The sequence below is a fragment of the Pseudoalteromonas shioyasakiensis genome (genome assembly GCA_013391845.1).
Classification (GTDB): Bacteria; Pseudomonadota; Gammaproteobacteria; order Enterobacterales; family Alteromonadaceae; genus Pseudoalteromonas; species Pseudoalteromonas apostichopi.
Genome location: CP058414.1, coordinates 589696 through 609537, shown reverse-complemented (window position 1 = coordinate 609537; position 19842 = coordinate 589696). Strand labels below are relative to the sequence as shown.

The 19842-nt window shown below is 40.8% G+C and carries 24 protein-coding genes and 2 tRNA genes; 18 read left to right on the top strand and 8 right to left on the bottom strand.

Annotation, left to right across the window (positions count from 1 at the left end; translation table 11 throughout):
• Nucleotides 1-81: 81 nt before the first annotated feature.
• Together HYD28_02750 and HYD28_02745 are read left to right on the top strand one after the other, a co-directional pair.
• A complete protein-coding gene (locus HYD28_02750; GenBank protein ID QLE07972.1) occupies nt 82-552 on the top strand; it encodes a DUF2721 domain-containing protein in 471 nt (156 codons plus the stop codon).
• Between the two features lie 158 nt (nt 553-710).
• Nucleotides 711-1163: a cytochrome c gene (locus HYD28_02745; protein QLE07971.1), complete on the top strand. Its 453-nt coding sequence runs from the start codon at nt 711-713 to the stop codon at nt 1161-1163.
• Nucleotides 1164-1224: 61 nt separating this feature from the next.
• On the opposite strand, the gene HYD28_02740 is transcribed toward HYD28_02745, so the two are convergent.
• A complete protein-coding gene (locus tag HYD28_02740; protein ID QLE07970.1) occupies nt 1225-1875 on the bottom strand; it encodes a cytochrome b/b6 domain-containing protein in 651 nt (216 codons plus the stop codon).
• 196 nt (nt 1876-2071) lie between these two features.
• On the opposite strand from HYD28_02740, the gene HYD28_02735 reads away from it, so the two are divergent.
• Nucleotides 2072-2734 (top strand): AzlC family ABC transporter permease, encoded by a 663-nt coding sequence (locus tag HYD28_02735; protein QLE10468.1) that lies wholly within the window; start codon nt 2072-2074, stop codon nt 2732-2734.
• Nucleotides 2731-3030: an AzlD domain-containing protein gene (locus tag HYD28_02730; protein QLE07969.1), complete on the top strand. Its 300-nt coding sequence runs from the start codon at nt 2731-2733 to the stop codon at nt 3028-3030. The genes HYD28_02735 and HYD28_02730 overlap by 4 nt, the downstream gene beginning before the upstream one ends.
• On the opposite strand, the gene HYD28_02725 is transcribed toward HYD28_02730, so the two are convergent.
• Entirely contained in the window at nt 3027-4181 is a 1155-nt protein-coding gene (locus HYD28_02725; GenBank protein QLE07968.1) for an iron-containing alcohol dehydrogenase, read from the bottom strand. The genes HYD28_02730 and HYD28_02725 overlap by 4 nt on opposite strands.
• Before the next feature lie 160 nt (nt 4182-4341).
• Between HYD28_02725 and HYD28_02720 the strand changes: the two genes are divergently transcribed.
• Both HYD28_02720 and HYD28_02715 read left to right on the top strand, forming a co-directional pair.
• Entirely contained in the window at nt 4342-5208 is an 867-nt protein-coding gene (locus HYD28_02720) for a LysR family transcriptional regulator (GenBank protein ID QLE07967.1), read from the top strand.
• Nucleotides 5209-5275: 67 nt separating this feature from the next.
• Nucleotides 5276-5758, top strand: a complete 483-nt coding sequence (locus HYD28_02715) for a glutathione peroxidase (GenBank protein ID QLE07966.1) — start codon at nt 5276-5278, stop codon at nt 5756-5758.
• A 52-nt stretch (nt 5759-5810) separates the two neighbouring features.
• On the opposite strand, the gene HYD28_02710 is transcribed toward HYD28_02715, so the two are convergent.
• On the bottom strand, nt 5811-5999 hold the full coding sequence (locus HYD28_02710) for a hypothetical protein (GenBank protein QLE07965.1): 189 nt from the start codon (nt 5997-5999) through the stop codon (nt 5811-5813).
• 391 nt (nt 6000-6390) lie between these two features.
• On the opposite strand from HYD28_02710, the gene HYD28_02705 reads away from it, so the two are divergent.
• Nucleotides 6391-7212, top strand: coding sequence for a YggN family protein (locus HYD28_02705; GenBank protein ID QLE07964.1), 822 nt, complete (start codon nt 6391-6393; stop codon nt 7210-7212).
• 54 nt (nt 7213-7266) lie between these two features.
• On the opposite strand, the gene HYD28_02700 is transcribed toward HYD28_02705, so the two are convergent.
• The gene (locus tag HYD28_02700; GenBank protein ID QLE07963.1) at nt 7267-8709 is read right to left on the bottom strand and encodes a PLP-dependent aminotransferase family protein; all 1443 of its coding nucleotides are present in this window, start codon (nt 8707-8709) and stop codon (nt 7267-7269) included.
• Nucleotides 8710-8810: 101 nt separating this feature from the next.
• Between HYD28_02700 and HYD28_02695 the strand changes: the two genes are divergently transcribed.
• Nucleotides 8811-9740, top strand: coding sequence for a DMT family transporter (locus HYD28_02695; GenBank protein QLE07962.1), 930 nt, complete (start codon nt 8811-8813; stop codon nt 9738-9740).
• 54 nt (nt 9741-9794) lie between these two features.
• On the opposite strand, the gene HYD28_02690 is transcribed toward HYD28_02695, so the two are convergent.
• Nucleotides 9795-10643 (bottom strand): YegS/Rv2252/BmrU family lipid kinase, encoded by an 849-nt coding sequence (locus HYD28_02690; protein QLE07961.1) that lies wholly within the window; start codon nt 10641-10643, stop codon nt 9795-9797.
• A gap of 323 nt (nt 10644-10966) precedes the next feature.
• On the opposite strand from HYD28_02690, the gene HYD28_02685 reads away from it, so the two are divergent.
• The 5 genes from HYD28_02685 (at nt 10967) to HYD28_02665 (ending at nt 13014) form a co-directional block, all read left to right on the top strand.
• Complete coding sequence (locus HYD28_02685; protein ID QLE07960.1) at nt 10967-11107, top strand: hypothetical protein; 141 nt, start codon at nt 10967-10969, stop codon at nt 11105-11107.
• 227 nt (nt 11108-11334) lie between these two features.
• Nucleotides 11335-11425 (top strand) — tRNA-Ser (locus tag HYD28_02680).
• 53 nt (nt 11426-11478) lie between these two features.
• Nucleotides 11479-11571: transfer RNA gene (locus tag HYD28_02675), tRNA-Ser, on the top strand.
• A gap of 109 nt (nt 11572-11680) precedes the next feature.
• Nucleotides 11681-12181 carry a DUF4124 domain-containing protein gene (locus HYD28_02670; protein QLE07959.1) on the top strand — a complete coding sequence of 167 codons (501 nt, stop codon included), beginning with the start codon at nt 11681-11683 and terminating at the stop codon, nt 12179-12181.
• 68 nt (nt 12182-12249) lie between these two features.
• Entirely contained in the window at nt 12250-13014 is a 765-nt protein-coding gene (locus HYD28_02665; protein QLE07958.1) for an MBL fold metallo-hydrolase, read from the top strand.
• Here the strand turns inward: HYD28_02665 and HYD28_02660 are convergent.
• Both HYD28_02660 and HYD28_02655 read right to left on the bottom strand, forming a co-directional pair.
• Complete coding sequence (locus tag HYD28_02660; GenBank protein QLE07957.1) at nt 12986-14104, bottom strand: aminotransferase class V-fold PLP-dependent enzyme; 1119 nt, start codon at nt 14102-14104, stop codon at nt 12986-12988. The two genes, HYD28_02665 and HYD28_02660, sit on opposite strands and share 29 nt — an antisense overlap.
• Complete coding sequence (locus tag HYD28_02655; protein ID QLE07956.1) at nt 14104-15273, bottom strand: DUF1864 family protein; 1170 nt, start codon at nt 15271-15273, stop codon at nt 14104-14106. The genes HYD28_02660 and HYD28_02655 overlap by 1 nt, the downstream gene beginning before the upstream one ends.
• A gap of 113 nt (nt 15274-15386) precedes the next feature.
• Here HYD28_02655 and HYD28_02650 point away from each other — a divergent pair, with 113 nt between their 5' ends.
• The 3 genes from HYD28_02650 to HYD28_02640 all read left to right on the top strand — a co-directional run bounded on the left by HYD28_02650 (nt 15387) and on the right by HYD28_02640 (nt 18420).
• Nucleotides 15387-15848, top strand: a complete 462-nt coding sequence (locus tag HYD28_02650) for an Lrp/AsnC family transcriptional regulator (GenBank protein ID QLE07955.1) — start codon at nt 15387-15389, stop codon at nt 15846-15848.
• A gap of 68 nt (nt 15849-15916) precedes the next feature.
• A complete protein-coding gene (locus tag HYD28_02645) occupies nt 15917-17284 on the top strand; it encodes an alpha/beta fold hydrolase (protein QLE07954.1) in 1368 nt (455 codons plus the stop codon).
• Nucleotides 17281-18420 carry an N-acetyltransferase gene (locus tag HYD28_02640; protein ID QLE07953.1) on the top strand — a complete coding sequence of 380 codons (1140 nt, stop codon included), beginning with the start codon at nt 17281-17283 and terminating at the stop codon, nt 18418-18420. Before HYD28_02645 ends, HYD28_02640 begins: the two co-directional genes overlap by 4 nt.
• On the opposite strand, the gene HYD28_02635 is transcribed toward HYD28_02640, so the two are convergent.
• Nucleotides 18397-18987 (bottom strand): DUF938 domain-containing protein, encoded by a 591-nt coding sequence (locus HYD28_02635; protein ID QLE07952.1) that lies wholly within the window; start codon nt 18985-18987, stop codon nt 18397-18399. The two genes, HYD28_02640 and HYD28_02635, sit on opposite strands and share 24 nt — an antisense overlap.
• A gap of 183 nt (nt 18988-19170) precedes the next feature.
• On the opposite strand from HYD28_02635, the gene HYD28_02630 reads away from it, so the two are divergent.
• Both HYD28_02630 and HYD28_02625 read left to right on the top strand, forming a co-directional pair.
• On the top strand, nt 19171-19365 hold the full coding sequence (locus HYD28_02630; GenBank protein QLE07951.1) for a hypothetical protein: 195 nt from the start codon (nt 19171-19173) through the stop codon (nt 19363-19365).
• A gap of 145 nt (nt 19366-19510) precedes the next feature.
• On the top strand, nt 19511-19837 hold the full coding sequence (locus HYD28_02625; GenBank protein ID QLE10467.1) for a hypothetical protein: 327 nt from the start codon (nt 19511-19513) through the stop codon (nt 19835-19837).
• Nucleotides 19838-19842 lie beyond the last annotated feature (5 nt).

Genomic DNA, 19842 nt, shown 5'->3' with positions numbered 1-19842 from the left:
ACTTTATTATGATTTTTTGAGTTGTAAATATTTGTAAATGAATATGATGTATTGAGTTTTGATAAAGTAGAGTACTGTCAGATGAATTCAGAAGTAATCAACATTCTTACCATGGCAAAAGTAATTCAAACAGCGGTTGCACCGGTATTTTTAATTACAGGTATTGCAGCAACGTTAGGAGTACTTTCCAACCGCTTAGCGCGTATTACCGATCGAGCGAGACAGTTAGAACGTAAGCTTAAAGTCAGTACCGATGAAGACTTCAATAAGTCACTAACAACAGAACTAAGGGCATTGTTGAAACGCTCACGCTGCATCCATATCGCGTTTAGTTTAAGCGTGCTCAGTGCCTTATTAGTGTGCGCTGTGGTTATGTGTCTATTTTTATCACATATCCAATCAATTAACTTGAGTGTGACAATTGCAAGCTGCTTTGTCGCTGCTATGGCACTGTTAATCTGTGGCTTTTTATCTTTACTAGGCGAGGTTTTCTTAGCAACGAGAAGCATGCGCCGAGGTATGATCTTCGCCGATATTGATATAAATGATTAGCCCGTATTGACCTTTTATGATTAATTTTAATCCACAAAGGTAAACACGCCCTAAATTAAACTTAAGTTAAGATTAACCGCAATACACTTGAATAATACACTAAGCTAAGATACAAACTCAGTTAGTTTATCTTTATGACACCTTAAGGGGCAAAAGGAATGAAATTAAAACAATTAGTATTAGGTGCTATGCTATCGACAATGGCGCTAAGTGCATCTGCAAACTCAGTTTTTGAAGAACCAAGCGATGCAATTGAGTACCGTCAGGCTGCATTTTCAATGATCCGTGTGCAAATTGGCGATATGGGCGATATGTTAAAAGGAAAAGTACCTTTTGATGCAGAACGTTTTCAAAAGCGTGCAAACAATGCAGCAGCGCTATCAAAAATGCCTTGGGAAGCTTTTGTAGCGGGTTCTGATAAAGGTGATACTTCTGCGCTTGCAGCTGTTTGGAGCGACAACGAAACCTTTATGAAAAAAGCGGTTGCTTTCCAGCAATACGCCGATGAATTAGCTGTCGCAGCACAAAGTGGCGATAAAAAAGTTATTGGTAAAGCATTCGGCGCATGGGCTAAAGGCTGTAAAGATTGCCATAAGTCTTTCAAAGACTAGTCTAGTAATAATTTAAACTAAAAAGGCGCTAAGAAGCGCCTTTTTAATGCCTTATAGCAACTTACCCAAGTAAATAGCTGAGCGGCTCAGCACCCCAAGTCGTAAATAACACCACTAAACACACTGCAAAGATAATAAAAGCAATCACTGGTGATTTAGTAACTGGCTCAGTGATTGAGACTTGCTCGCTATTTCCGGTCAACATAGGTTTCACTAAGTTTTTACCCTTAATACGGTAAATAACAATCGCCAAAACGTGCAGCACAATTGCGTACAACAAAATATCAAAATTTAAATGATGTAACCAACCCGCAAACTCTACAGTATCTGAAGAAACATGCTCTACTAGAGGGCCATCCGTTAAAATATCGTCACTGGTCATTAGACCCGAAGTTAACTGCACGATGAGTAAAGCAAAAAAGGCTATCACCATATAACTACCCGCAGCACCATGACCCGCTTTGTGCTCATTGCTTGTAAACGACTTAATAGCAGCAACAGGAGAATGAATGAGCGCAGAGAGCTTCGCCGTTTGACTACCAATAAAACCCCAAATAATACGTGTGATAATAAGCGCCAAGGTAAAGTAGCCTGCAGCAAAATGCAGCTCCAACATACCTTCTTCAGCACTAAAATAGAGTGTTGCGATGGCCGCAACTAATAACCAATGGAAGCTTCTTATAAAGCCATCCCAAACTTTAACTTTAGACATTGTAACTTTCCCTTTAAAAGACGCTAATGACTTGCAGACAGAAATTTCAATAACGGGTTCGGCTATACATTATTACAAACTTCAGTTATTTTGACACACCTCTATTTCAGCTGTTTTGATCTGAGCCATAACAACAAACATGAGCGATAAGATGCATAATTCAACATTAAGAGCCTTACTAAAAGGGTTTTTCGACATGCTTCCTTTATGTCTTGCGGTGTTACCTTGGGGGATTTTATGTGGTTCTTTAGCCGTTCAAAATGGTTTTAGTGCTTTTGAAACACAAGCTATGTCGCTATTGGTATTTGCTGGTTCTGCTCAGCTCGTCGCAATTGAGTTAATGGCTGGAAATACCCCGCTATTAACAATTTTGTTTACCACACTCATTATTAGCTCGCGGCACTTTTTGTATGGTTTAGCTATTCGTCACAAAGTCATAGACCAGCCCTTTCGTTGGCGACTTCCAGTTAGCTTTGTACTTACTGATGAATTGTTTGCTTTTTCGCATCATCGCAGAGCGTATAGAACGAAAGTGCGCTTGATTTACGCGCTAAGTGCCGGGTTTAGCTTTTATATTGCTTGGAATATATGGACTCTGCTTGGTATCGTCGCAGGTAGCTTACTACCTGATTTAACGCACCTGGGGCTTGATTTTGCTATCGCTGCCACTTTTATTGCTTTAGTTATTCCTGGTGTAAAAAACCTAGCGACACTAGCTACTGTGATCACAGCAGGTGTTGTTGCAACACTATTAAAAAGTCAGGGCTTTCAACTTTGGCTTGTCACAGCAGCCCTTATTGCCATGACTGTCGGTTACCTAATTAGTCGCTGGCAAGCAAAAGAGGAGCATACACATTGATGACCACTATTTTATTGATGGCGTGTATCACCTTCTTCACACGTTACTTATTTTTGCACCGCGCATTACCATTTAAAGTTGGCCCGAAAATGCAGCAATTCTTAAGTTTTAGCGCCCCAGCAGTACTTACCGCGATTTGGGTACCCATTGTGTTTATTAATGACGAAGGGATAAATTTAGATTGGCAAAATCCCTACCTAAGTGCTGCAGTAGTATCTGTTATAGTGGCTTATAGAACACATAACATTTACTACACAACACTAGCAGGGATGGGATTATTTATAATCTTAAGTTAAACACTGGCAAGTAAAATTGCGTGGCTTTTCTCAAGTGTAACTTGCTCACGCTCACCTAGAGCCGTCATACCGTGGCGTTCCAGCTGAGCGACAAGTTTATCTGCGACACTTTCATCGAGCTTGTAGTCGCTTAAACGAGTTGGCATTTTAACACTATGGAAAAATGCTTCTGTCGCAGCAATTGCGCTATCAATAGCCGCATCTTCATCGCTGATATCAAGGCCTAATACTCGCTCAGCATATTGTAATAACTTGCCACGCTTGGTGTCTTTTTGTTCAGCCATCATACGAGGTAATACAATCGCTAATGTTTGTGCATGGTCCAAACCGTACACCGCGGTCATTTCATGACCAATCATATGAGTCGCCCAGTCTTGTGGCACACCAGCACCAATCAAACCATTAAGTGCCATAGTCGCTGACCACATAATATTCGCGCGTACTTGATAGTTATCTGGCTCAGAGAATGCCTTCGGACCTTCTTCAATAAGGGTCATTAAAATCCCCTCAGCAAAGCGGTCTTGTAATTTGGCACCGACATCATAAGTAAGGTATTGCTCCATTGTGTGCACAAACGCATCAACAATCCCATTAGTTACCTGACGCTGAGGCAATGAGAATGTCACCGCGGGATCTAAGACAGCAAAGCGAGGGCGCACAAACTCACTTGCAAACGGCAGCTTATCTTGAGTATCTAAGTTTGATACCACACTGAAAGTGTTTGATTCAGAACCTGTTGCAGGCAGTGTTAGAACAACGCCCAGTGCCACTGCTGATTTCACTTCAGCACCTTTTGCTAAAATATCCCATGGTTCGCCAGCAAACTCAGCCGCAGCAGCAATAAATTTACTTCCGTCCACGACAGAGCCACCGCCGACAGCAAGGATATAGTCAATTTGCTGCTCTTTAACTAGCTCTACAGCTTTCATGCATGTTTGGTAGCTTGGATTTGGCTCAATTCCCGCAAATTCAAACCAAGTATGTTCAATCAATGCGGCTTTAACTTGATCATAAACGCCATTTTTCTTAATGCTGCCGCCACCATAAGTAACAAGTACCTTGGCATTCTTTGGGATCTCGTTTTGAATTTCTTTAATTTGCTGCTCACCAAAATGAATTTTGGTTGGATTCTCAAAGCTAAAATTTAACATGCTTACTCCCTTATATTTGTGAGTATTAATCAGTGACACAACTATTGTAGTTATTTTTATACAGGGATAAAGGGAGCAAATAAATAATCACTTTTGCAGACATGCAATAATAAACCACTTAAACTGCTTTAAATTTACTGAAAAACTTAGGGTAAAGATAATGTGGCAAGGCTTAGAGGAATTTTTATATGTTGTTGAACACGGCAGTTTTACACACGCAGCTAAAGCTATGGAAGTATCAACTTCACATATCAGTCGGCAAGTACAACAACTTGAAAATCGTTTAGGTTCTGTGCTATTTCAGCGCACCACTCGTAAAATTAGTCTCACTGATGCAGGGCGTGAATACGCTGTTAAGTTAAAAGCTATACGCCAAGAGTTAATTGATGCAAACAATCAATTACAAGGTGAGCAGCGCCAACCAAAAGGACTAATAAGAATAACGGGTGCGGGCGAGTTTGTAGCTAACCAAATCGCCCCCAAAGTCGCAGAATTTGTAAAACGCTACCCTGAGGTAGAGGTCGATCTCGACTTTAATAGTCGCAATGTCAACTTAGTTGAAGAAGGCTTTGATTTAGCCATTCGCTTTGGCAGGATGCAAGACTCAAACTTAATTGCACGCCCTTTATGTAAGCGCGTCATGACCCTCGTTGCTAGCCCTGAATACATAGCCAGTCACCCTTCTCTTAAAACGCCTTATGACCTTGCTGAGCATAACTGCTTAATTACCATGCGAAAGCGCTGGCGATTTAATATTGACGATCAAATTAAAGAAGTTCGTATCGATGGTAATTGGCGTAGCAACCACCCGCAGGCTATTTTAAATGCCGCAGTAGCAGGAGTTGGCATTGCCCATTTAGCGTTAGATATCGTGGAACCTTTTTTAAACAATGGGCAATTAGTAAGCATTCTTGAAGAGTTTCAGGTTGGCGATAACGCATCTTGGTTAGTCTACCCAAGAAAAGATCTATTACCGTTTCGTGTACGTTTACTAATAGAACATTTAACCAATGCATTTGCTGATTAATATTTGCTCTTTTAGAAATATGACAAGCAAGTTAGAATCAGTGTAACAATAATAAAAAGTTATCATTATGAGCGAATTTCACCAACTCTCTGCCACCAGCCTACAAGGCCAAACTGTCGATTTTTCTGATTTTGAAAATAAGGTCGTACTTGTTGTAAATACAGCAAGTAAATGCGGTTTCACCCCGCAATACGAAGGCTTACAAGTACTTCATGATAAGTACCATGAACAAGGCTTGGTAATAATTGGCTTTCCATGTAATCAATTTGGTAAACAAGAACCTGGTGATGCTAAAGAAATAAAAGAAGGCTGCTTAATTAACTATGGTGTGAGCTTTTTGATGATGAGTAAGGTTGACGTAAATGGCGAGCATGCTCACCCTGTGTTTAGATATCTAAAATCAGAGCTGCCTGGTTTTATTACCCGCAAAATAAAATGGAACTTCACCAAATTTTTAATTGGTAAAGACGGCAAAGCAATTAAACGATACGCGCCACTTACAAAACCTGAGCAGTTCGAATCAGACATTCTTGCCGCTTTGAGCAAGTAATAAGGCCTTAAAGCAATAAAGAGGCAAATAGCCTCTTTATTTAAATTTATGCTTAGTCGTTCAAGTACTCATCAAAGTCGTCATCGCCTAAGTTTCTACGCAAGCGTTTTTGTTCAAGATAGTCTTCCAACTTCTTCTTAACGCGTTGCTTTTTCTTGTCGTGTTGATTACGCCCGACCATTTCGTACTCGTCTTCAACAAAATCGTCATCTAGCGCGTCATAACTAAATGTCTTACCCACAACCCACTCCATAAAGTGTTTGAGACCAATTCTTGAGATTAAAATTTGCTCGATGAATTGGCAAAGATTAAAAAGCTCAGTAGTTATTTAGTATCTAAAAAACCACCAAAATAAAGCCATACACCCATGCTAAATAGGTCATATGTCAATATTGTGAATAAATAGCGCTAAATTTGATTTCTGAAAAGTGAGAGTTTTTTATCGTTTCGATAAAAGTCATTTATGCATGTGTATTTTTTAGTTAATTTGACTAAAAAATGGTTAAAAAATTATTCTGTGCACTTCCAATAAAAACCCTAAAACACCATAAGCCAATGAAATAAATGAATTTATAATATTTGGCATCCTATTTGATTATATTTTTATGTCATTTCAAACAGGAAAGAAAAAAATGAAAAAGTTATTGTTACTAAGTTCTTTATTTATCGCTACCAGCGCAATGGCTCATAACGATAATGATACAAATATTTCATTCAGCGGTGAGCAATGTGATGTCGAATTTATAAATGATGTGCGTATCACTCCAAGTGAGTTAGAAGTATACACAGCCGATAATCGCAGCATGAAAATCATCGACCAACATACTTTATATATCGATGGCCAAAGCGTATCCCTTAATGCTTCACAACAGCAAGCAATTGCAGATTACTCAGACAGCTTGCGCAGCCAACTTCCTGAAGTAGCTAATATCGCACTTGATGGTGTAAAAATAGCCGGCGTAGCAATCGAAGAAGTATCAAATGCTTTCAACATTGATGGCCTAAGTGACATTTCAGAATTAATGGACGATATCAGCGTAGAAGTGCAAAACGCTTTCTACCAACAAGGTGCGTTCACAATGGGTCAACAAAACTTTGAAAAATTTGGCCAAAACTTTGAAGATCAATTCGATGAGCAAATCGAATCAGCAGTAGAGTCAGCCATGATGCAATCGATGGGCAGTATTTTAGTGGCTCTTGGCTCTGAGCTTTTAGGTTCGGGTGGCGACATGGATGAGTTTGAGCAACGTATGGAAAACATGGGCGCACAAATCGAAGCTCGCGTAGAAACCCAAGCAGCTCAGCTAGAAGAGCGAGCAGATGCATTATGTGGCAGTTTTGCTGATATCGCTCATAAAGAACAAGAATTAGTGGTTCTAGTACCACAGCTAAAAGAATATCAATTATTTACTTTTAAACAGAAACGCAGAGTAATTGACCAGTTAAGAAATTAACATCCCTGAACCAAAACACTTGGTCCTTTCGCGCAGAGCTTGCTCTGCGCTTTTTTATTTTTTGGCCAGCACGGTCAGTTGCGATAACGTTTTAATCGCCTGTTCCAAACTTTCAGACCAAGGCAAACCATAGCTTAAGCGAAAACAACTACGGTACTTTTTACCCGCTGAGAATATCAACCCAGGGGTAATACTAATCCCTGCCTCAAGTGCCAAATGAAATAGTTTTACCGCATCATATTGGCTACCAAGATCAACCCAGATAACACAGCCCCCTTGCGGGTTACTAATACGCGCACAACTTGGCATATATTGCTGCAGGCACCAAATCATACGCTCTTTGTTGGTACTCAAGCGCTGTCTTAGCAAGCGTATATTACGGTCGTACTCACCACTGGCTATAAACTCATACAAGGTCCACTGATTTATAAGCGGCGCAGAGCAACTAAGCGCGCGCTTGTGTCGCCTTGCTTGTTCAGCAAACTTACCTGCAATGATCCAACCTATGCGGTAACTAGGTGCGGCTGTTTTTGAAAACGACGCACAGGTGATCACTAACCCCTTTTTTGAATAAGCTTGTGCAGGAGTGGCACGCTTAGCTGTAAAATGTAGGTCGCCATAAACATCATCTTCAATGAGCACCACCTCGCGCTGCTCTAAAAGTGCCACTAATTGCTCACGCTTGGCATCAGGCATAAAACTGCCAACTGGGTTATTTAATGAGGTTGAAAACACACACGCTTTTATATCATGCTCATCGAGTGCTTGAACCAAGTCATCTAGCCATATTCCTTCATCGGGGCACAGCGGTATTTCCAGTGCCTTTAAGCCTAAGCTTTCGATTAATTCGATAATGCCAAAATAACAAGGCGACTCGATAGCAATAACATCCCCGGGTTTAGCAACGCACTTCAGGGCAATAGCCAACGCCTCTTGGGCACCATTGGTGATCACTAACTCATCGCTATCAACACCAATGCCAAAGTCCAAATAGCGATGAATGAGTTGTTTTTTAAGTGGTGCAAAACCATCCATCGGGCCGTAATTAATTGCCGATGCGCCAGCCAGTGTCATTACTCGGCGCATTGTTCTTGCAAGCGCTTTATCAGTTGGAGCAGCGGCTACTGGGTTAGCAATGCCAAATGGCACCACATTGGCTTTATGGATGGCACCATAAACTTGCTCAATCAATCCTTGCTTGTTTACTGTGGTTGGCTCTCGACTAAGCCTGACTCGCTTTGGCCGAGACTGATTTAACTGAGAAGACTTTAAAAAGTACCCAGACTTTTCTCTCGCTTCAATCAATCCTTGCCCTTCAAGTAATTGATAAGCTTGTTTTACCGTAGGAATGCTAATGTTTAGCTTATCTGCCATTTTTCTGAGCGAAGGTAATTTCTCACCCGGTAATAGCGAGCCCTGCAAGCAAAGATCTCTAACTAGCTGAATAACTTGTTGATATAAGAACTCACTGTTACTGCGACTGATAACTTGTGACATAGCCCACCAAACTGTATAGGTTGCATTTTTAGTTTTCTGTATATGTTAAGTATACAGAAGCAGATTAAAATGAACATACTTTCAATTTTTAGGTACTAACTATGAAAAGCGCCGCTCTCTACCTTGCTACAGTGCTGATCTGGGGGTCAACTTGGCTAGCTATTGAGTTTCAACTAGGTGATGTCGCAGTTGAGGTCTCTTTATTTTATCGTTTTGCCATTGCAGCCATTTTAATGTGGACCTTTGTGCTAGCGAAAAAACTACCTATGCAATATTCACTGCGTGATCACGGATTTTTTGCATTATTGGCTTTATTTAACTTTGGTTTAAATTATTTAGTACTGTATTGGGCGCAGAACTACCTCAGCTCTGCAATGGCCTCAATTGCGTTCTCTATGTTGCTATTAATGAACATTATTAATACCAGACTATTCTTCGCAAAGCCGATTGCTAAACGAATTTACTTTGGCGCTTTATTGGGCGTATTAGGTATTGCCAGTTTGTTTTGGCCACAAATTCAGCAATTCGACTTGAGTAATGGTGCGTTGGTCGGGTTACTACTTGCGCTATCTGGGACCTTTGTGGCTTCATTGGGTAATATGGTCAGCGTCCGAAATTCTCAGCGCAATATTGGCGTACTTCAGGGCAATGCCTGGGGTATGTTATACAGCGCTTTAAGCCTAGCAGCTTACGTTTTAGTGAGCGATGTTGAGCTTACATTGAATGCCCCGGCCAGTTATTGGATATCGCTCTTGTACTTAGCAGTGTTTGGTACCGTAATCGCATTTGCTTGTTACTTTGCACTACTAAAAAATATCGGCCCTGAGCGCGCAAGCTATGTCATTGTATTATTCCCGCTGGTTGCGGTGGTATTAAGTACCTTATTTGAAGGATTCGAATGGCAAGCGAACACCTTTATGGGATTTAGCCTAGTGTTATTTGGTAATGCTATCGTGCTGACTCCAACTCGACAAATTAAAGCATTTTTTGCTGCACGTAACCTGCAACAAAAAAGCACCGTCCCCAGTTAGAAGTGACTATGTCGCCTCTAACACCAAGCGCTGGCAAATATTGCCGGCGCTTTTTTATGGTACATGAAAACGTAACGCTTGTTTGTGTACCTTAACTTTAGCAGGTGTAAAACCCACAAATTCACCATCGGCTTCAATAACCAACCCTTTCGTGGTTACTTCAGCACTTGTTAAACGGGTATATTCCAGTGCTTGCAAGCGGTGGTGCTTCACTAGCAGTAAATATAAAAAGCTGATCAGGTTTTTCAACAAGCCGCCAGCTGGCATGCAGTAACAGTCCAGTTGACCATCGTTTAACTTTGCCTGAGGGGCAATTTTCAAACCACCTCCAAAGTAGTGATGATTGGCAAAAATCGTCGCTAAATTACTATAAGTGAGAGGTTTACCATTAAACTTTCCCTGAAGAGGCTGAGCCTGAAATGAAAATAGCTGTTTAATGCCCTGCCATGTATAACCAAACGAGCTAAAATGACCAGCTTTGTTTAATTCGACGACCACTTCAGCGTCAAAACCAATACCCGCAACATTAACAAAATAGCGCTGATTGATTTGGCCAATATCAATTAACTTAGTACGGCTATTGAAAATAGCCTCATACCAAGCCTGTTGCTGACAAGCAAAGCCACGAGCAAAATCATTTCCCGTGCCAGCCGGAATTAGCGCAATAGAACAGCTACTCATCATTAATGCATTAACAGCTAAATGCAAAGTCCCATCACCACCAATCACCACAACTTGAGTTTGGCTCCTAGCTAAAAGAGCAATTTCAGCGCAATCATTCTCAAAGTTGCCTGTAGTTAAATATAGCTCTGGTTCTATCTCTCTTTTTTTACATTCGTTTAGTAGCCAATCAACACTGTTTTTATGATTTTTTTTGTCACTTGGCTTTATTATTATCAACATCAACGGTTACTTCTTTTCTTACGTGGCGAAAACCCAAGCTCACTCAAATTATATTAATCTGAATAATTAGTCACTTTCTCACTTTAAAAACGCATAAATAAAAATACAAAAAGTTAAAAACCTTTATTTACCTGCACTTCACTACAAACACAACTGCATAACCATGCAAACAAGAGTAAATACAAAAGCTTAACCCCATGTTAATAAAACACTTTCGGATTAGAAAAAGTTATCTGGCAGACTCAATTTTTATCGTTTTATTTTTGCCCAGTTTGATTGCAAAATACCCACGTTTTCAACCAAACACAACCCGGAGCAAAGTAATGAACCCAATTAATACATTAAACCAAAACGCTGCAACTCATGTTGCCGTAAAACCAACAAACCGCAAAGCTAAAATGTTGGCAAAACTTAATCGCTACGGCAAAAAGTTAGCACTTGGCGGCGCAGTACAACATAAGTAATCCCCAACCATGGTTACTTTTTAGGTGCAGTAAACACCCAACCACTAACGAAGATCCTTCTTTAGCTCCTCCGTTTACTGCCCCATCCCCTTCTTTTCAGTGAAAAACAGCAAAAAATTAAACCTTTTTACAAAAAAACGCCCTCTTTACGCTCAAAAAACAAGCAAACAAACTTTTTCCTATTTACACAGCCGATTCAGCTAAGTATTATTCTCGCATCACGACGTGGAGAGATGGCAGAGTGGTCGAATGCACCGGTCTTGAAAACCGGCAGGGGTTTGTAGCCCCTCTAGGGTTCAAATCCCTATCTCTCCACCACTTATTTTTATTTGCTGATTTATTTCAGCAAATTACAATCAGAATTATGCGCTGGAGAGGTGGCCGAGTGGCCGAAGGCGCTCCCCTGCTAAGGGAGTATAGGGTTTGTAGCTCTATCGAGGGTTCGAATCCCTCCTTCTCCACCATTTTATTGTTAAAAACCGCTTTTAAGCGGTTTTTTTATGCCCAAAAAACTTGCACACCTCATTATATTTCATGCATGCTAAGTATCTATTTGCTACACAAAGTGATGCTATGTTTCGTTTTGCTCTGTTTACTCTTGCTCTATTTGCCAGCACCTACAGCCAAGCCACTATTTATAAGTGCATGATTGACGGGGTTGCCACCTTTACAGAGAAGCCTTGTGGTAAGGATGCTGAAATCGTAAAAATTACACCATCACCAGTAAGTAATCTCACTCCAGCCACAGAGCAAGAACAGAAACAACAAAAACCAACCGACTTAAGTGTCGAGGATTACTTAAAAATTCAAAAAGCGGATCGCGAAATAGACCGCCTTCAGTTAGAAATCAAAGAGCTGCAAAAACAGCAAAATGAGCGTATTAACAGACTTAATAATATGACCCAAGATGCTGCGAACAGGTTAGGTGCAAAGTCTATTGATGACGCTATAAGTAAACAAAGCAAACGTATTAACACCTACTATAAAAGCCAAATAGCTATCCTCGAAAAGCAAGTAGCACAACTAGAAGAACACAAAAAATTACTCAAAGAACAGAGCACACAGTCCAATTAGCTTAACTTACTAAAACTGGTCAGGCATGATATAACAGGTTTGCTGACTAAGTTTAGGAATCAATTGTTTTGCAAATTCACACGCTCGAAGGCTATATTCAAAATATCTATTTGATTGAATATTCAGATAAATTGATGCTACTTGATGGTTGTTGCCGCGCGGATGTTAATACCGTGTTTGACTATATCACCGAGCAACTAAAGCGCCCTATCACAAACTTAAAACTGATTGTAGTAACCCATATGCATCCAGATCATGCAGGTGGGGCTCATGCATTAAGAAAGTTAAGCGGCGCCAAAATTGCTACATCAAATGCCCCTGGACAATGGTATCGAGGCATTGATGGTTTCTTAATGCACTTAACCGATATCGCTTTGGCTTGGTGGGTCGCTGGAAGATTAAATAAAAAGCGTCATAACCTTTGGTATAGTCGTCACCTCGATGCTGATTACTACCTTACAACAGATGAAACCCTACCCGGCTTTGAGGATTGGCAGGCGCTACATAGCCCAGGTCATACCGACCGAGATATTAGTCTATACCATATCCCCAGTGAGCGAATTTACATTGCTGATTTACTAGTAAAAGTAAAAGGACAGCTAGTGCCGCCCTTTCCTGTTTTTTATCCTAAGCTGTATTTGAACTCTTTGCTGATGCTAAAAGCGCTGCAACCAAAACGAATTATGTTTGCCCACAGTAATGAAGTCAGTATTGATGACATCGACTTTGAGCAAATTTTGGCGCTGGTCCCCGAAAAACCAATGACCCATTGGCGTTCAGTAAAAGCAAAAGCCCGGCAAGCACTTAATCTAAAACGCTTTTCACAGTCGTAATAAAAGTGTTTATATCCTGCTGATCATTATAAATATGAGCAGAGACTCTTAAACCTAAGTGACGCTCATCAACAGCAATATTCGCAGCCTCAAGCGCTGCTTTAACAGCCGCTTGTTGCTCACCAAAATGCATAATGGCAGTTCCAGAGCATTTATCAGCTTGCTTTGGTGAGCGCATATAATCAGCTAATTGCTCATGAAACTGTGCGAGCATTGCTAAGTTATGCGCTCGTACTTTCGCAATACCCAGCTCTGCAAAGTAATTAATACTATGCGAAGCCAAAATATAAGGTGCAACTGAAGGTGTTCCCCCCCAAAAGCGCAACGCGGTTTGATGATAAGCAAAGTGCTTAATATCAAATTCAAATGGGTTTTGATGAGAAAACCAGCCAACATCTTGTGGCCGACAAAATGAAAGTTGGTTGCTGTTAACCCATAAATAAGCAGCACCAGGTCCACCACATAACCATTTCACGCTTGAGCCCAGCATAAAATCGGCATCAAGCTTAGTTAAGTCAACCTCTAGAATCCCCGCAGACTGTGCAACATCAAGCAAAGTCAATGTGTTGTGTTGCTTTGCTATATTTATAATTTCACGGATAGGTGCTTGCTGGCCTGTGTTTGAATAAACATGGCTAATGAAAACTAAATCAATTTCATTATTCGCTAAATATGACTGCCAAACGTGAGCATCGGTTAAATCTTCATGTTTTCCAATAAACACGATTTCTGCACTTTCAGGTAAAGCTTTTTGCATTGCAAAGCCCATACTTGGAAAATCACTTTCTGCCATCAACACTTTGCAGTTTTCTTGCTGAAGTCGCGGGTGTGACATCAAAAGCTTGGTTAAGCCACTCGATAAATTAACTTGCGGGCAAAACAACTCCTTTTGCGAGTTAAATAACTTAGCGAGACTGCTTGTAAATGCCTCGACACCTTGCAGCCACTGTTGCCATGGTTCTTTATTTTCATTTTGCCAAGCTGCAAAAAACTGCTGATGGAAGTGCTGCTCAGCTGATTTTAAAGGTCGCCCAACAGAGTGGTTAAGCAAATAGCCGCCTTGTGGAATTACAAAATCGTCTTTGTTCATTACTTAATCCACTGTTTTAATTTAGTTAAATCATCAAAACGGGTGCGAATATCATCACGTTTTGCTGCCGCACGACGATCTCGTAACTGCTCTAGTGAGTTAAGTAACATGTGTAAAGGAGGCCCACTGGCTGTGACTTTATCCATATGCTGTTGCTGCATTTTCTGTGAAGGTTGTGCAATGTATTTACTAACCAATTGATTATGATGCCCAATCGCAGTATCACCATGCAGTTTGCACACTTGAATAAACAGCTTTAAATTAGTTTGTAGCCATTCGCTATCGCGCTCAGCTTCTGCAGCTAAAAAATCATCCATAATACTTGTCATACGCATGCTTTCACGCAAAATTTGCTGATCTTCAGGCATCATATACAAGAATTTATCCACCAGCATTTGCGAGTAACTAGGTTCATTTGCAAAACAAAGACCAAGTAATAAATCAATGACATTTATGCCCGCAAAATCACCAGCATTAGCACCACGATACACCTCTTTTCCTACTCGATACGGCTTGTAATACGGGCGTACACAATAGAAAAAGCGGTCTGTATCAAGCTTGTTGTATAACGCATTGTTCGACTCAATAACATCTAGCAGTGCTTGCTTTGCCACTGCGAGTAAATCTGCTGCTATAGGGTGCGATATGCCCAATGGTTGAATTTTTAATAAAGCATCCGCCGCACGCTTATACGCTAAAATACCCTTGGTATTGTAATCAACAAAGATTTTCTCATCTTCAAGGTCAGTAAAGCGCTTATACAAACCATCAACCGCTTTATTGTGGGTGGTTAAATGCGCCGTTGCAAAACGCGGGGTTACACCAATAGATGCACCAATATGCATTGCCAGTGCTGAGGCTTCGACAAGGGGGGAGGTTGTTTCACGAGAAGGCTCTGTAATCTCATGACGACGGCATGCCGCCATATACAAACCAACATTACCTAATAAATCGAAGGCGTTGTCAAAGCCTTCATCGGTATTACCTTCTGCAAGTAAGGCACGAATATGCTCATTACCTTCTTGCTCTAATTGACGTTTAAGGTCTTCACCTACACCTTCTACATTCGCTTTATCGTCTTGTTGCCAATATAGTTTTTCTAGCTCGCTATTGATCTCAACAAATCGGGTGCGAAGCCAGCTATCAAATGCCTTTGTGTTCTCAGTCACAGGCTCACTCCAAAATAATTATATTGCGATAATGTTAACAGAGTTCAATGAGTGCTAATCGCCAAAATATAGACTAGAATCCATCTAGATTAGTGAAAATCACTCAAATAAAAATGAAATTAGATAAAAAAGACCAACAATTACTTAATGCTTTACAAGATAATGCAAGAACTTCTGTCTCGGAGCTAGCCCATTCTGTCAGCCTGTCAGATACTCCTTGCCTGCGCCGTATTAAAAAACTCGAATCAGCGAATGTGATCAGTGGCTACCATGCTGCCATCAATCCTAAAGCGGTTGATTTAAATGTGTCTGTGTATGCCTTTGTACGCCTAAACCAAAACTCAGTTGCCGCTGCTGAGCAATTTGAACAACAAGTTGAGAAACTTGATCATGTACTTGAGTGTTCTGTTATCTCAGGTAGTTATGATTATCTTCTAAAGATTATTGCCGCTGATTTAGAAAGTTATGAAAGCTTTGTGAAACATAAGCTAGGTAGTATTGATTGTATTGCTAACATCGAGTCGACGGTGGTCTTAAAACAAGCTTTCACGAAGCGTCATTTACCGCTAGCTTGACGCAGCTTGCTTGCAAATCAAAGATAACTCGATAAGCTAAAAACAGGCTTTAAAAGGATGCTTAAAATATGAAATTCATCAACTTAGTTGCTATCTCTTGGGCCATCAGTGGGCTATTTAGCAGCCCATTAATGGCACAGCAACAAACCTGCCTTACTCAGCTTGAAGACCAAGCACTAATGATGAAAAGTAAACGCGAAGGGCTGTTTAGAGAGCCATTACCACGCACCCATAGCACTTTTAGCTATAATATCGAGCAAGCATTTAGTGACTATTTAACCGCTGCGTACCTGCAAATTAGCAGCGAAAATCCGCGTGCTAGTTTGCCATGCCCTGTTTATACCGACACCTATCAGCAGCTTGTTGCACAAGGCGCTCGACCAGCAAACGCGACTGTTGCCGATTTAATAAGCCCATTCGAACTAAAACAGGCCGATAGCCGTAAAGCCGTACTCTTAATCCATGGTTTAACCGACTCACCCTTTACCTATCACGACCTTGCACAAGTGTATTATCAACAAGGGTATACGGTACGCACAATTTTACTACCAGGGCATGGTACCGCTCCCGCAGCACTCAGAGACATAAATGCCGATGATTGGCAAAAGGCCAGTGTGTATGCCATTGAACGCACATTAAAAGACTTTGATCAGGTGATTTTAGGGGGCTACTCAACCGGTGCTGCACTGGTTATTGATTACTTAACTCAAGGCCCTGTCGATAATAAAATTACTGCTGCTATGTTGTTTTCACCGGCAAGCGAGCCACACAATAAAAACGGTTGGCTGGCGAAATGGGTCGATGCAATTCCATTTGTGAATTGGATTGATAAAGACGCGGATCTTGATTTTGCCAAGTATGAGTCGTTTCCATTTAGTGCAGCCTCAGCTAGCCACGAAGCAATGAGCCGTATCAGCCTTGATGAGCTTCGTTATCGTCAACAGCCTAATGTAGCAATATTTAGCACCTTTAGTGATGTTGACACCACGATAGATAACCAAGCAACCTTTAAATTACTAGCTAAACTGCACGACCCAAAAACGCGCAAAAATAATCAGCTTGATCGCCTTGTATACTATGGTGACGACAATAACATCCCAGCCAGCTTTCCTGCTGATTACCACATAATCCGTGATGACTGCGATACAGATGATTGTAAAAAAATCAAAGGGATGTCACATATTGGTATCGTTAATAAACCCAGCAACCCTTACTATGGCCGTAAAGCTTTGTACCGAAATTGCGGCAGCTATTTAGATGACGATACGCTTTATACAGCCTGCAAATACCAAGAAGACATCGTGATGGGTGAGCGCACAGCCGAAAATTTACAAGCACACAAACCCTTTGCACGACTCACGTTTAACCCTTATTTCGATAAGCTCGCTATGCATATCAGCAGTTTCATTAAAGATAGTGAATCGGCAGCACAATGAGTGAGTTTAGCCACCGCTGGTTTAATCAAATAAGCGAGATTGATGCTGCTCTTTGGCAGTCATTTTTTGATGATACACCCTTTACTGATCACGCTTTTTTAGCGGCTCTAGAACAAAGTGGCTGTGTGAGTGAAGAGTCGGGCTGGCAACCCATGCACTTAGCAATTTACCAGCAAGAACAGGTCATAGCCTTACTACCCGGGTATCTAAAACATCATTCTTATGGTGAATATGTATTTGACTGGGCTTGGGCTGAAGCCTACCAACAGCATGGCTTAGAGTATTACCCTAAATGGCTTTGCGGCGTGCCATTCACGCCTATTGCTGGGCAAAGAGTTAGTATTAACTATGCTGATCCTACTGAAGTCTATGCTTACATTCAGCACATACTCACGGCAACAGCAGCGCAGTTAGACTGGTCAGGTTGGCATATAAATTTTTGCCACCAGCAGCAAGCGACTGCATTAACTAGCGACACCGTAATGCAACGTCATGGCGTGCAGTTTCAGTGGTTTAATGAAGGCTATAAATGCTTCGAGGATTTTTTAGCTTCACTCACCGCAAGAAAGCGTAAATCGCTCAAAAAAGAACGCGCTAAAATAACTGAACAGCAGATAGCCGTAGAATGGATCGAAGGTGCTGACATCAGCAAACAGCACATGCAGCAATTTAGTCATTTTTACCGCCAAACCTATTTGAAGCGCTCAGGCCACAATGGTTATTTGAATACCGCTTTTTTCGAGTTATTACAGCAAAGCATGGCCGACAAACTGGTGCTAATGTTCGCTAAATATCAAGGAGAGGTGATTGCCGCCACACTCAGCTTTAAAGATCAGAACTGTTTATATGGTCGTTACTGGGGAACGAACTATGAGCTCGATAGTTTGCACTTTGAGCTTTGCTATTACCAAGGCATTGAATACTGCATTGCCAACAAACTAAAACAGTTCCACTCTGGCGCGCAAGGTGAGCATAAAATAAGTCGAGGTTTTAAGCCTGTATATACCTATTCACTGCATCATATTCAGCACGGTGATTTTGCAGCTGCCATCAGTGATTTTATAATTAGAGAACGCCAACATATGGCGCTCTATAAAGCCCAATGCGAAAGCTTACTGCCTTTTAAACAGCAATAATTGGTTGTTTGCAGGCATTTGCACATCTTCAACAAAGGTTAAGCCAGCTTGCTCAGCGAGTTGGCAAATCGCTTCAAAATCACGAATGGCACTATTTTCATCTTGCTGTTTTAAAAAAGCATCAAATTCAGCATTGCTGGCACTGGTATACTTACCTTGATACTTAAATGGCCCATAAATACACAATTTACCTTTAGCCGCTAAATGCTTTGCTACACCTTGGAAAAAGCTCTCCACAAGCGGCCAGCTAATAATGTGCATCGTATTCGCAGTAAAAATAGCATTCACTGTTTCAACAGGCCAAGGATCATTGAGGTCGAGTGTTAATGGCGCATGCAAGTTAGATAGTTCAGCTTCTTGATGCCACTCTAAAATCCCAGGGTGATTAACCTCGCGATCACTACAATGCCACTGCAAATGTGCTAAATGCGTTGCAAAATGCACACTATGTTGCCCCGTACCAGAGCCTACCTCTAATACATTCGTCACATCAGAAAAGAACTCTTCTAATACGTTTAAAATAGGTAATTTGTTGTTTTCACAGGCTTGAGAGAAGGGTTTATCCATATAAATTAATGCACCATGTTTGGTAATTCGTGCACAACAGTAAAGCAAAAATAAATAGCAAAGTCGCGATGTATTTATTATTTAAAAATATAAAACCACTATTTTCAGCAGGTTACGATTATTAATTAATATTGGTACAGCTTATGCAATTTCTTAAGTGAATTAATCAATAGGAGTAATATTATGTATATCTCACCCTACACTGCTGTAGATGCAGCACTTGCTGCCAGCGAACGCGCTGAAAGCGAAAAAGCCGCCTTAACAAGTTGTGATGCTAGAGCAACTGTGATCGAACTACTTTCTCAATGTAATAAAGAAAATGTACAGGCGCCGAAAAAACATGAAACAGACCAGATTTTTATTCTCGGCTACAATTAATCACTCACAGTTAATCTATCCAGTCTTAGCTTCACTAGATAAGACTTGCACTAAAACCGATTAGCTGTAATGATAACAATTATCATTACAGCTAATCGGTTTTTCTATGCACTCTCACAATGCTATGCTGCAATATCAGCGGCAAATGAAATGTGTTTGCCAAAGACCAGGGCTACATGCCCCTGCACTTGTTGCTAACTATGTTGAAGCGGGTTTAAACATTGCACGCTATTACGAAAAGCATCACAACTTTATTTTGCAAGAGCTGTATCTAAGACGCACCTTTCATGAATTGCTTGAAAAGATGTGTGATTCATTAGTACATAATGCAATTCGTAAACAATGTTTGGCTCAGCTTTATAAACCGCAACTTGCGCTAAAGCGTTATTACAAAACTCATAACTGTATTGAAAAGTATTTCAGTTTGGAGCGAGAAGCATGTCTTCTCAGCCAAGAATTTAACCCGATTTAGGAGTG

What these genes read in the sequence shown, in the direction of transcription:
- HYD28_02745 (QLE07971.1), top strand. Translation starts at nt 711, where the DNA reads ATGAAATTAAAACAATTAGTATTAGGTGCTATGCTATCGACAATGGCG.
- HYD28_02660 (QLE07957.1), bottom strand. Translation starts at nt 14,104, where the DNA reads ATGAACAAAGACGATTTTGTAATTCCACAAGGCGGCTATTTGCTTAAC.
- HYD28_02640 (QLE07953.1), top strand. Translation starts at nt 17,281, where the DNA reads ATGAGTGAGTTTAGCCACCGCTGGTTTAATCAAATAAGCGAGATTGAT.
- HYD28_02735 (QLE10468.1), top strand. Translation starts at nt 2,072, where the DNA reads ATGCTTCCTTTATGTCTTGCGGTGTTACCTTGGGGGATTTTATGTGGT.
- HYD28_02720 (QLE07967.1), top strand. Translation starts at nt 4,342, where the DNA reads ATGTGGCAAGGCTTAGAGGAATTTTTATATGTTGTTGAACACGGCAGT.
- HYD28_02725 (QLE07968.1), bottom strand. Translation starts at nt 4,181, where the DNA reads ATGTTAAATTTTAGCTTTGAGAATCCAACCAAAATTCATTTTGGTGAG.
- HYD28_02695 (QLE07962.1), top strand. Translation starts at nt 8,811, where the DNA reads ATGAAAAGCGCCGCTCTCTACCTTGCTACAGTGCTGATCTGGGGGTCA.
- HYD28_02685 (QLE07960.1), top strand. Translation starts at nt 10,967, where the DNA reads ATGAACCCAATTAATACATTAAACCAAAACGCTGCAACTCATGTTGCC.
- HYD28_02690 (QLE07961.1), bottom strand. Translation starts at nt 10,643, where the DNA reads ATGTTGATAATAATAAAGCCAAGTGACAAAAAAAATCATAAAAACAGT.
- HYD28_02740 (QLE07970.1), bottom strand. Translation starts at nt 1,875, where the DNA reads ATGTCTAAAGTTAAAGTTTGGGATGGCTTTATAAGAAGCTTCCATTGG.
- HYD28_02625 (QLE10467.1), top strand. Translation starts at nt 19,511, where the DNA reads ATGAAATGTGTTTGCCAAAGACCAGGGCTACATGCCCCTGCACTTGTT.
- HYD28_02750 (QLE07972.1), top strand. Translation starts at nt 82, where the DNA reads ATGAATTCAGAAGTAATCAACATTCTTACCATGGCAAAAGTAATTCAA.
- HYD28_02645 (QLE07954.1), top strand. Translation starts at nt 15,917, where the DNA reads ATGAAATTCATCAACTTAGTTGCTATCTCTTGGGCCATCAGTGGGCTA.
- HYD28_02630 (QLE07951.1), top strand. Translation starts at nt 19,171, where the DNA reads ATGTATATCTCACCCTACACTGCTGTAGATGCAGCACTTGCTGCCAGC.
- HYD28_02670 (QLE07959.1), top strand. Translation starts at nt 11,681, where the DNA reads ATGTTTCGTTTTGCTCTGTTTACTCTTGCTCTATTTGCCAGCACCTAC.
- HYD28_02700 (QLE07963.1), bottom strand. Translation starts at nt 8,709, where the DNA reads ATGTCACAAGTTATCAGTCGCAGTAACAGTGAGTTCTTATATCAACAA.
- HYD28_02705 (QLE07964.1), top strand. Translation starts at nt 6,391, where the DNA reads ATGAAAAAGTTATTGTTACTAAGTTCTTTATTTATCGCTACCAGCGCA.
- HYD28_02715 (QLE07966.1), top strand. Translation starts at nt 5,276, where the DNA reads ATGAGCGAATTTCACCAACTCTCTGCCACCAGCCTACAAGGCCAAACT.
- HYD28_02650 (QLE07955.1), top strand. Translation starts at nt 15,387, where the DNA reads ATGAAATTAGATAAAAAAGACCAACAATTACTTAATGCTTTACAAGAT.
- HYD28_02635 (QLE07952.1), bottom strand. Translation starts at nt 18,987, where the DNA reads ATGGATAAACCCTTCTCTCAAGCCTGTGAAAACAACAAATTACCTATT.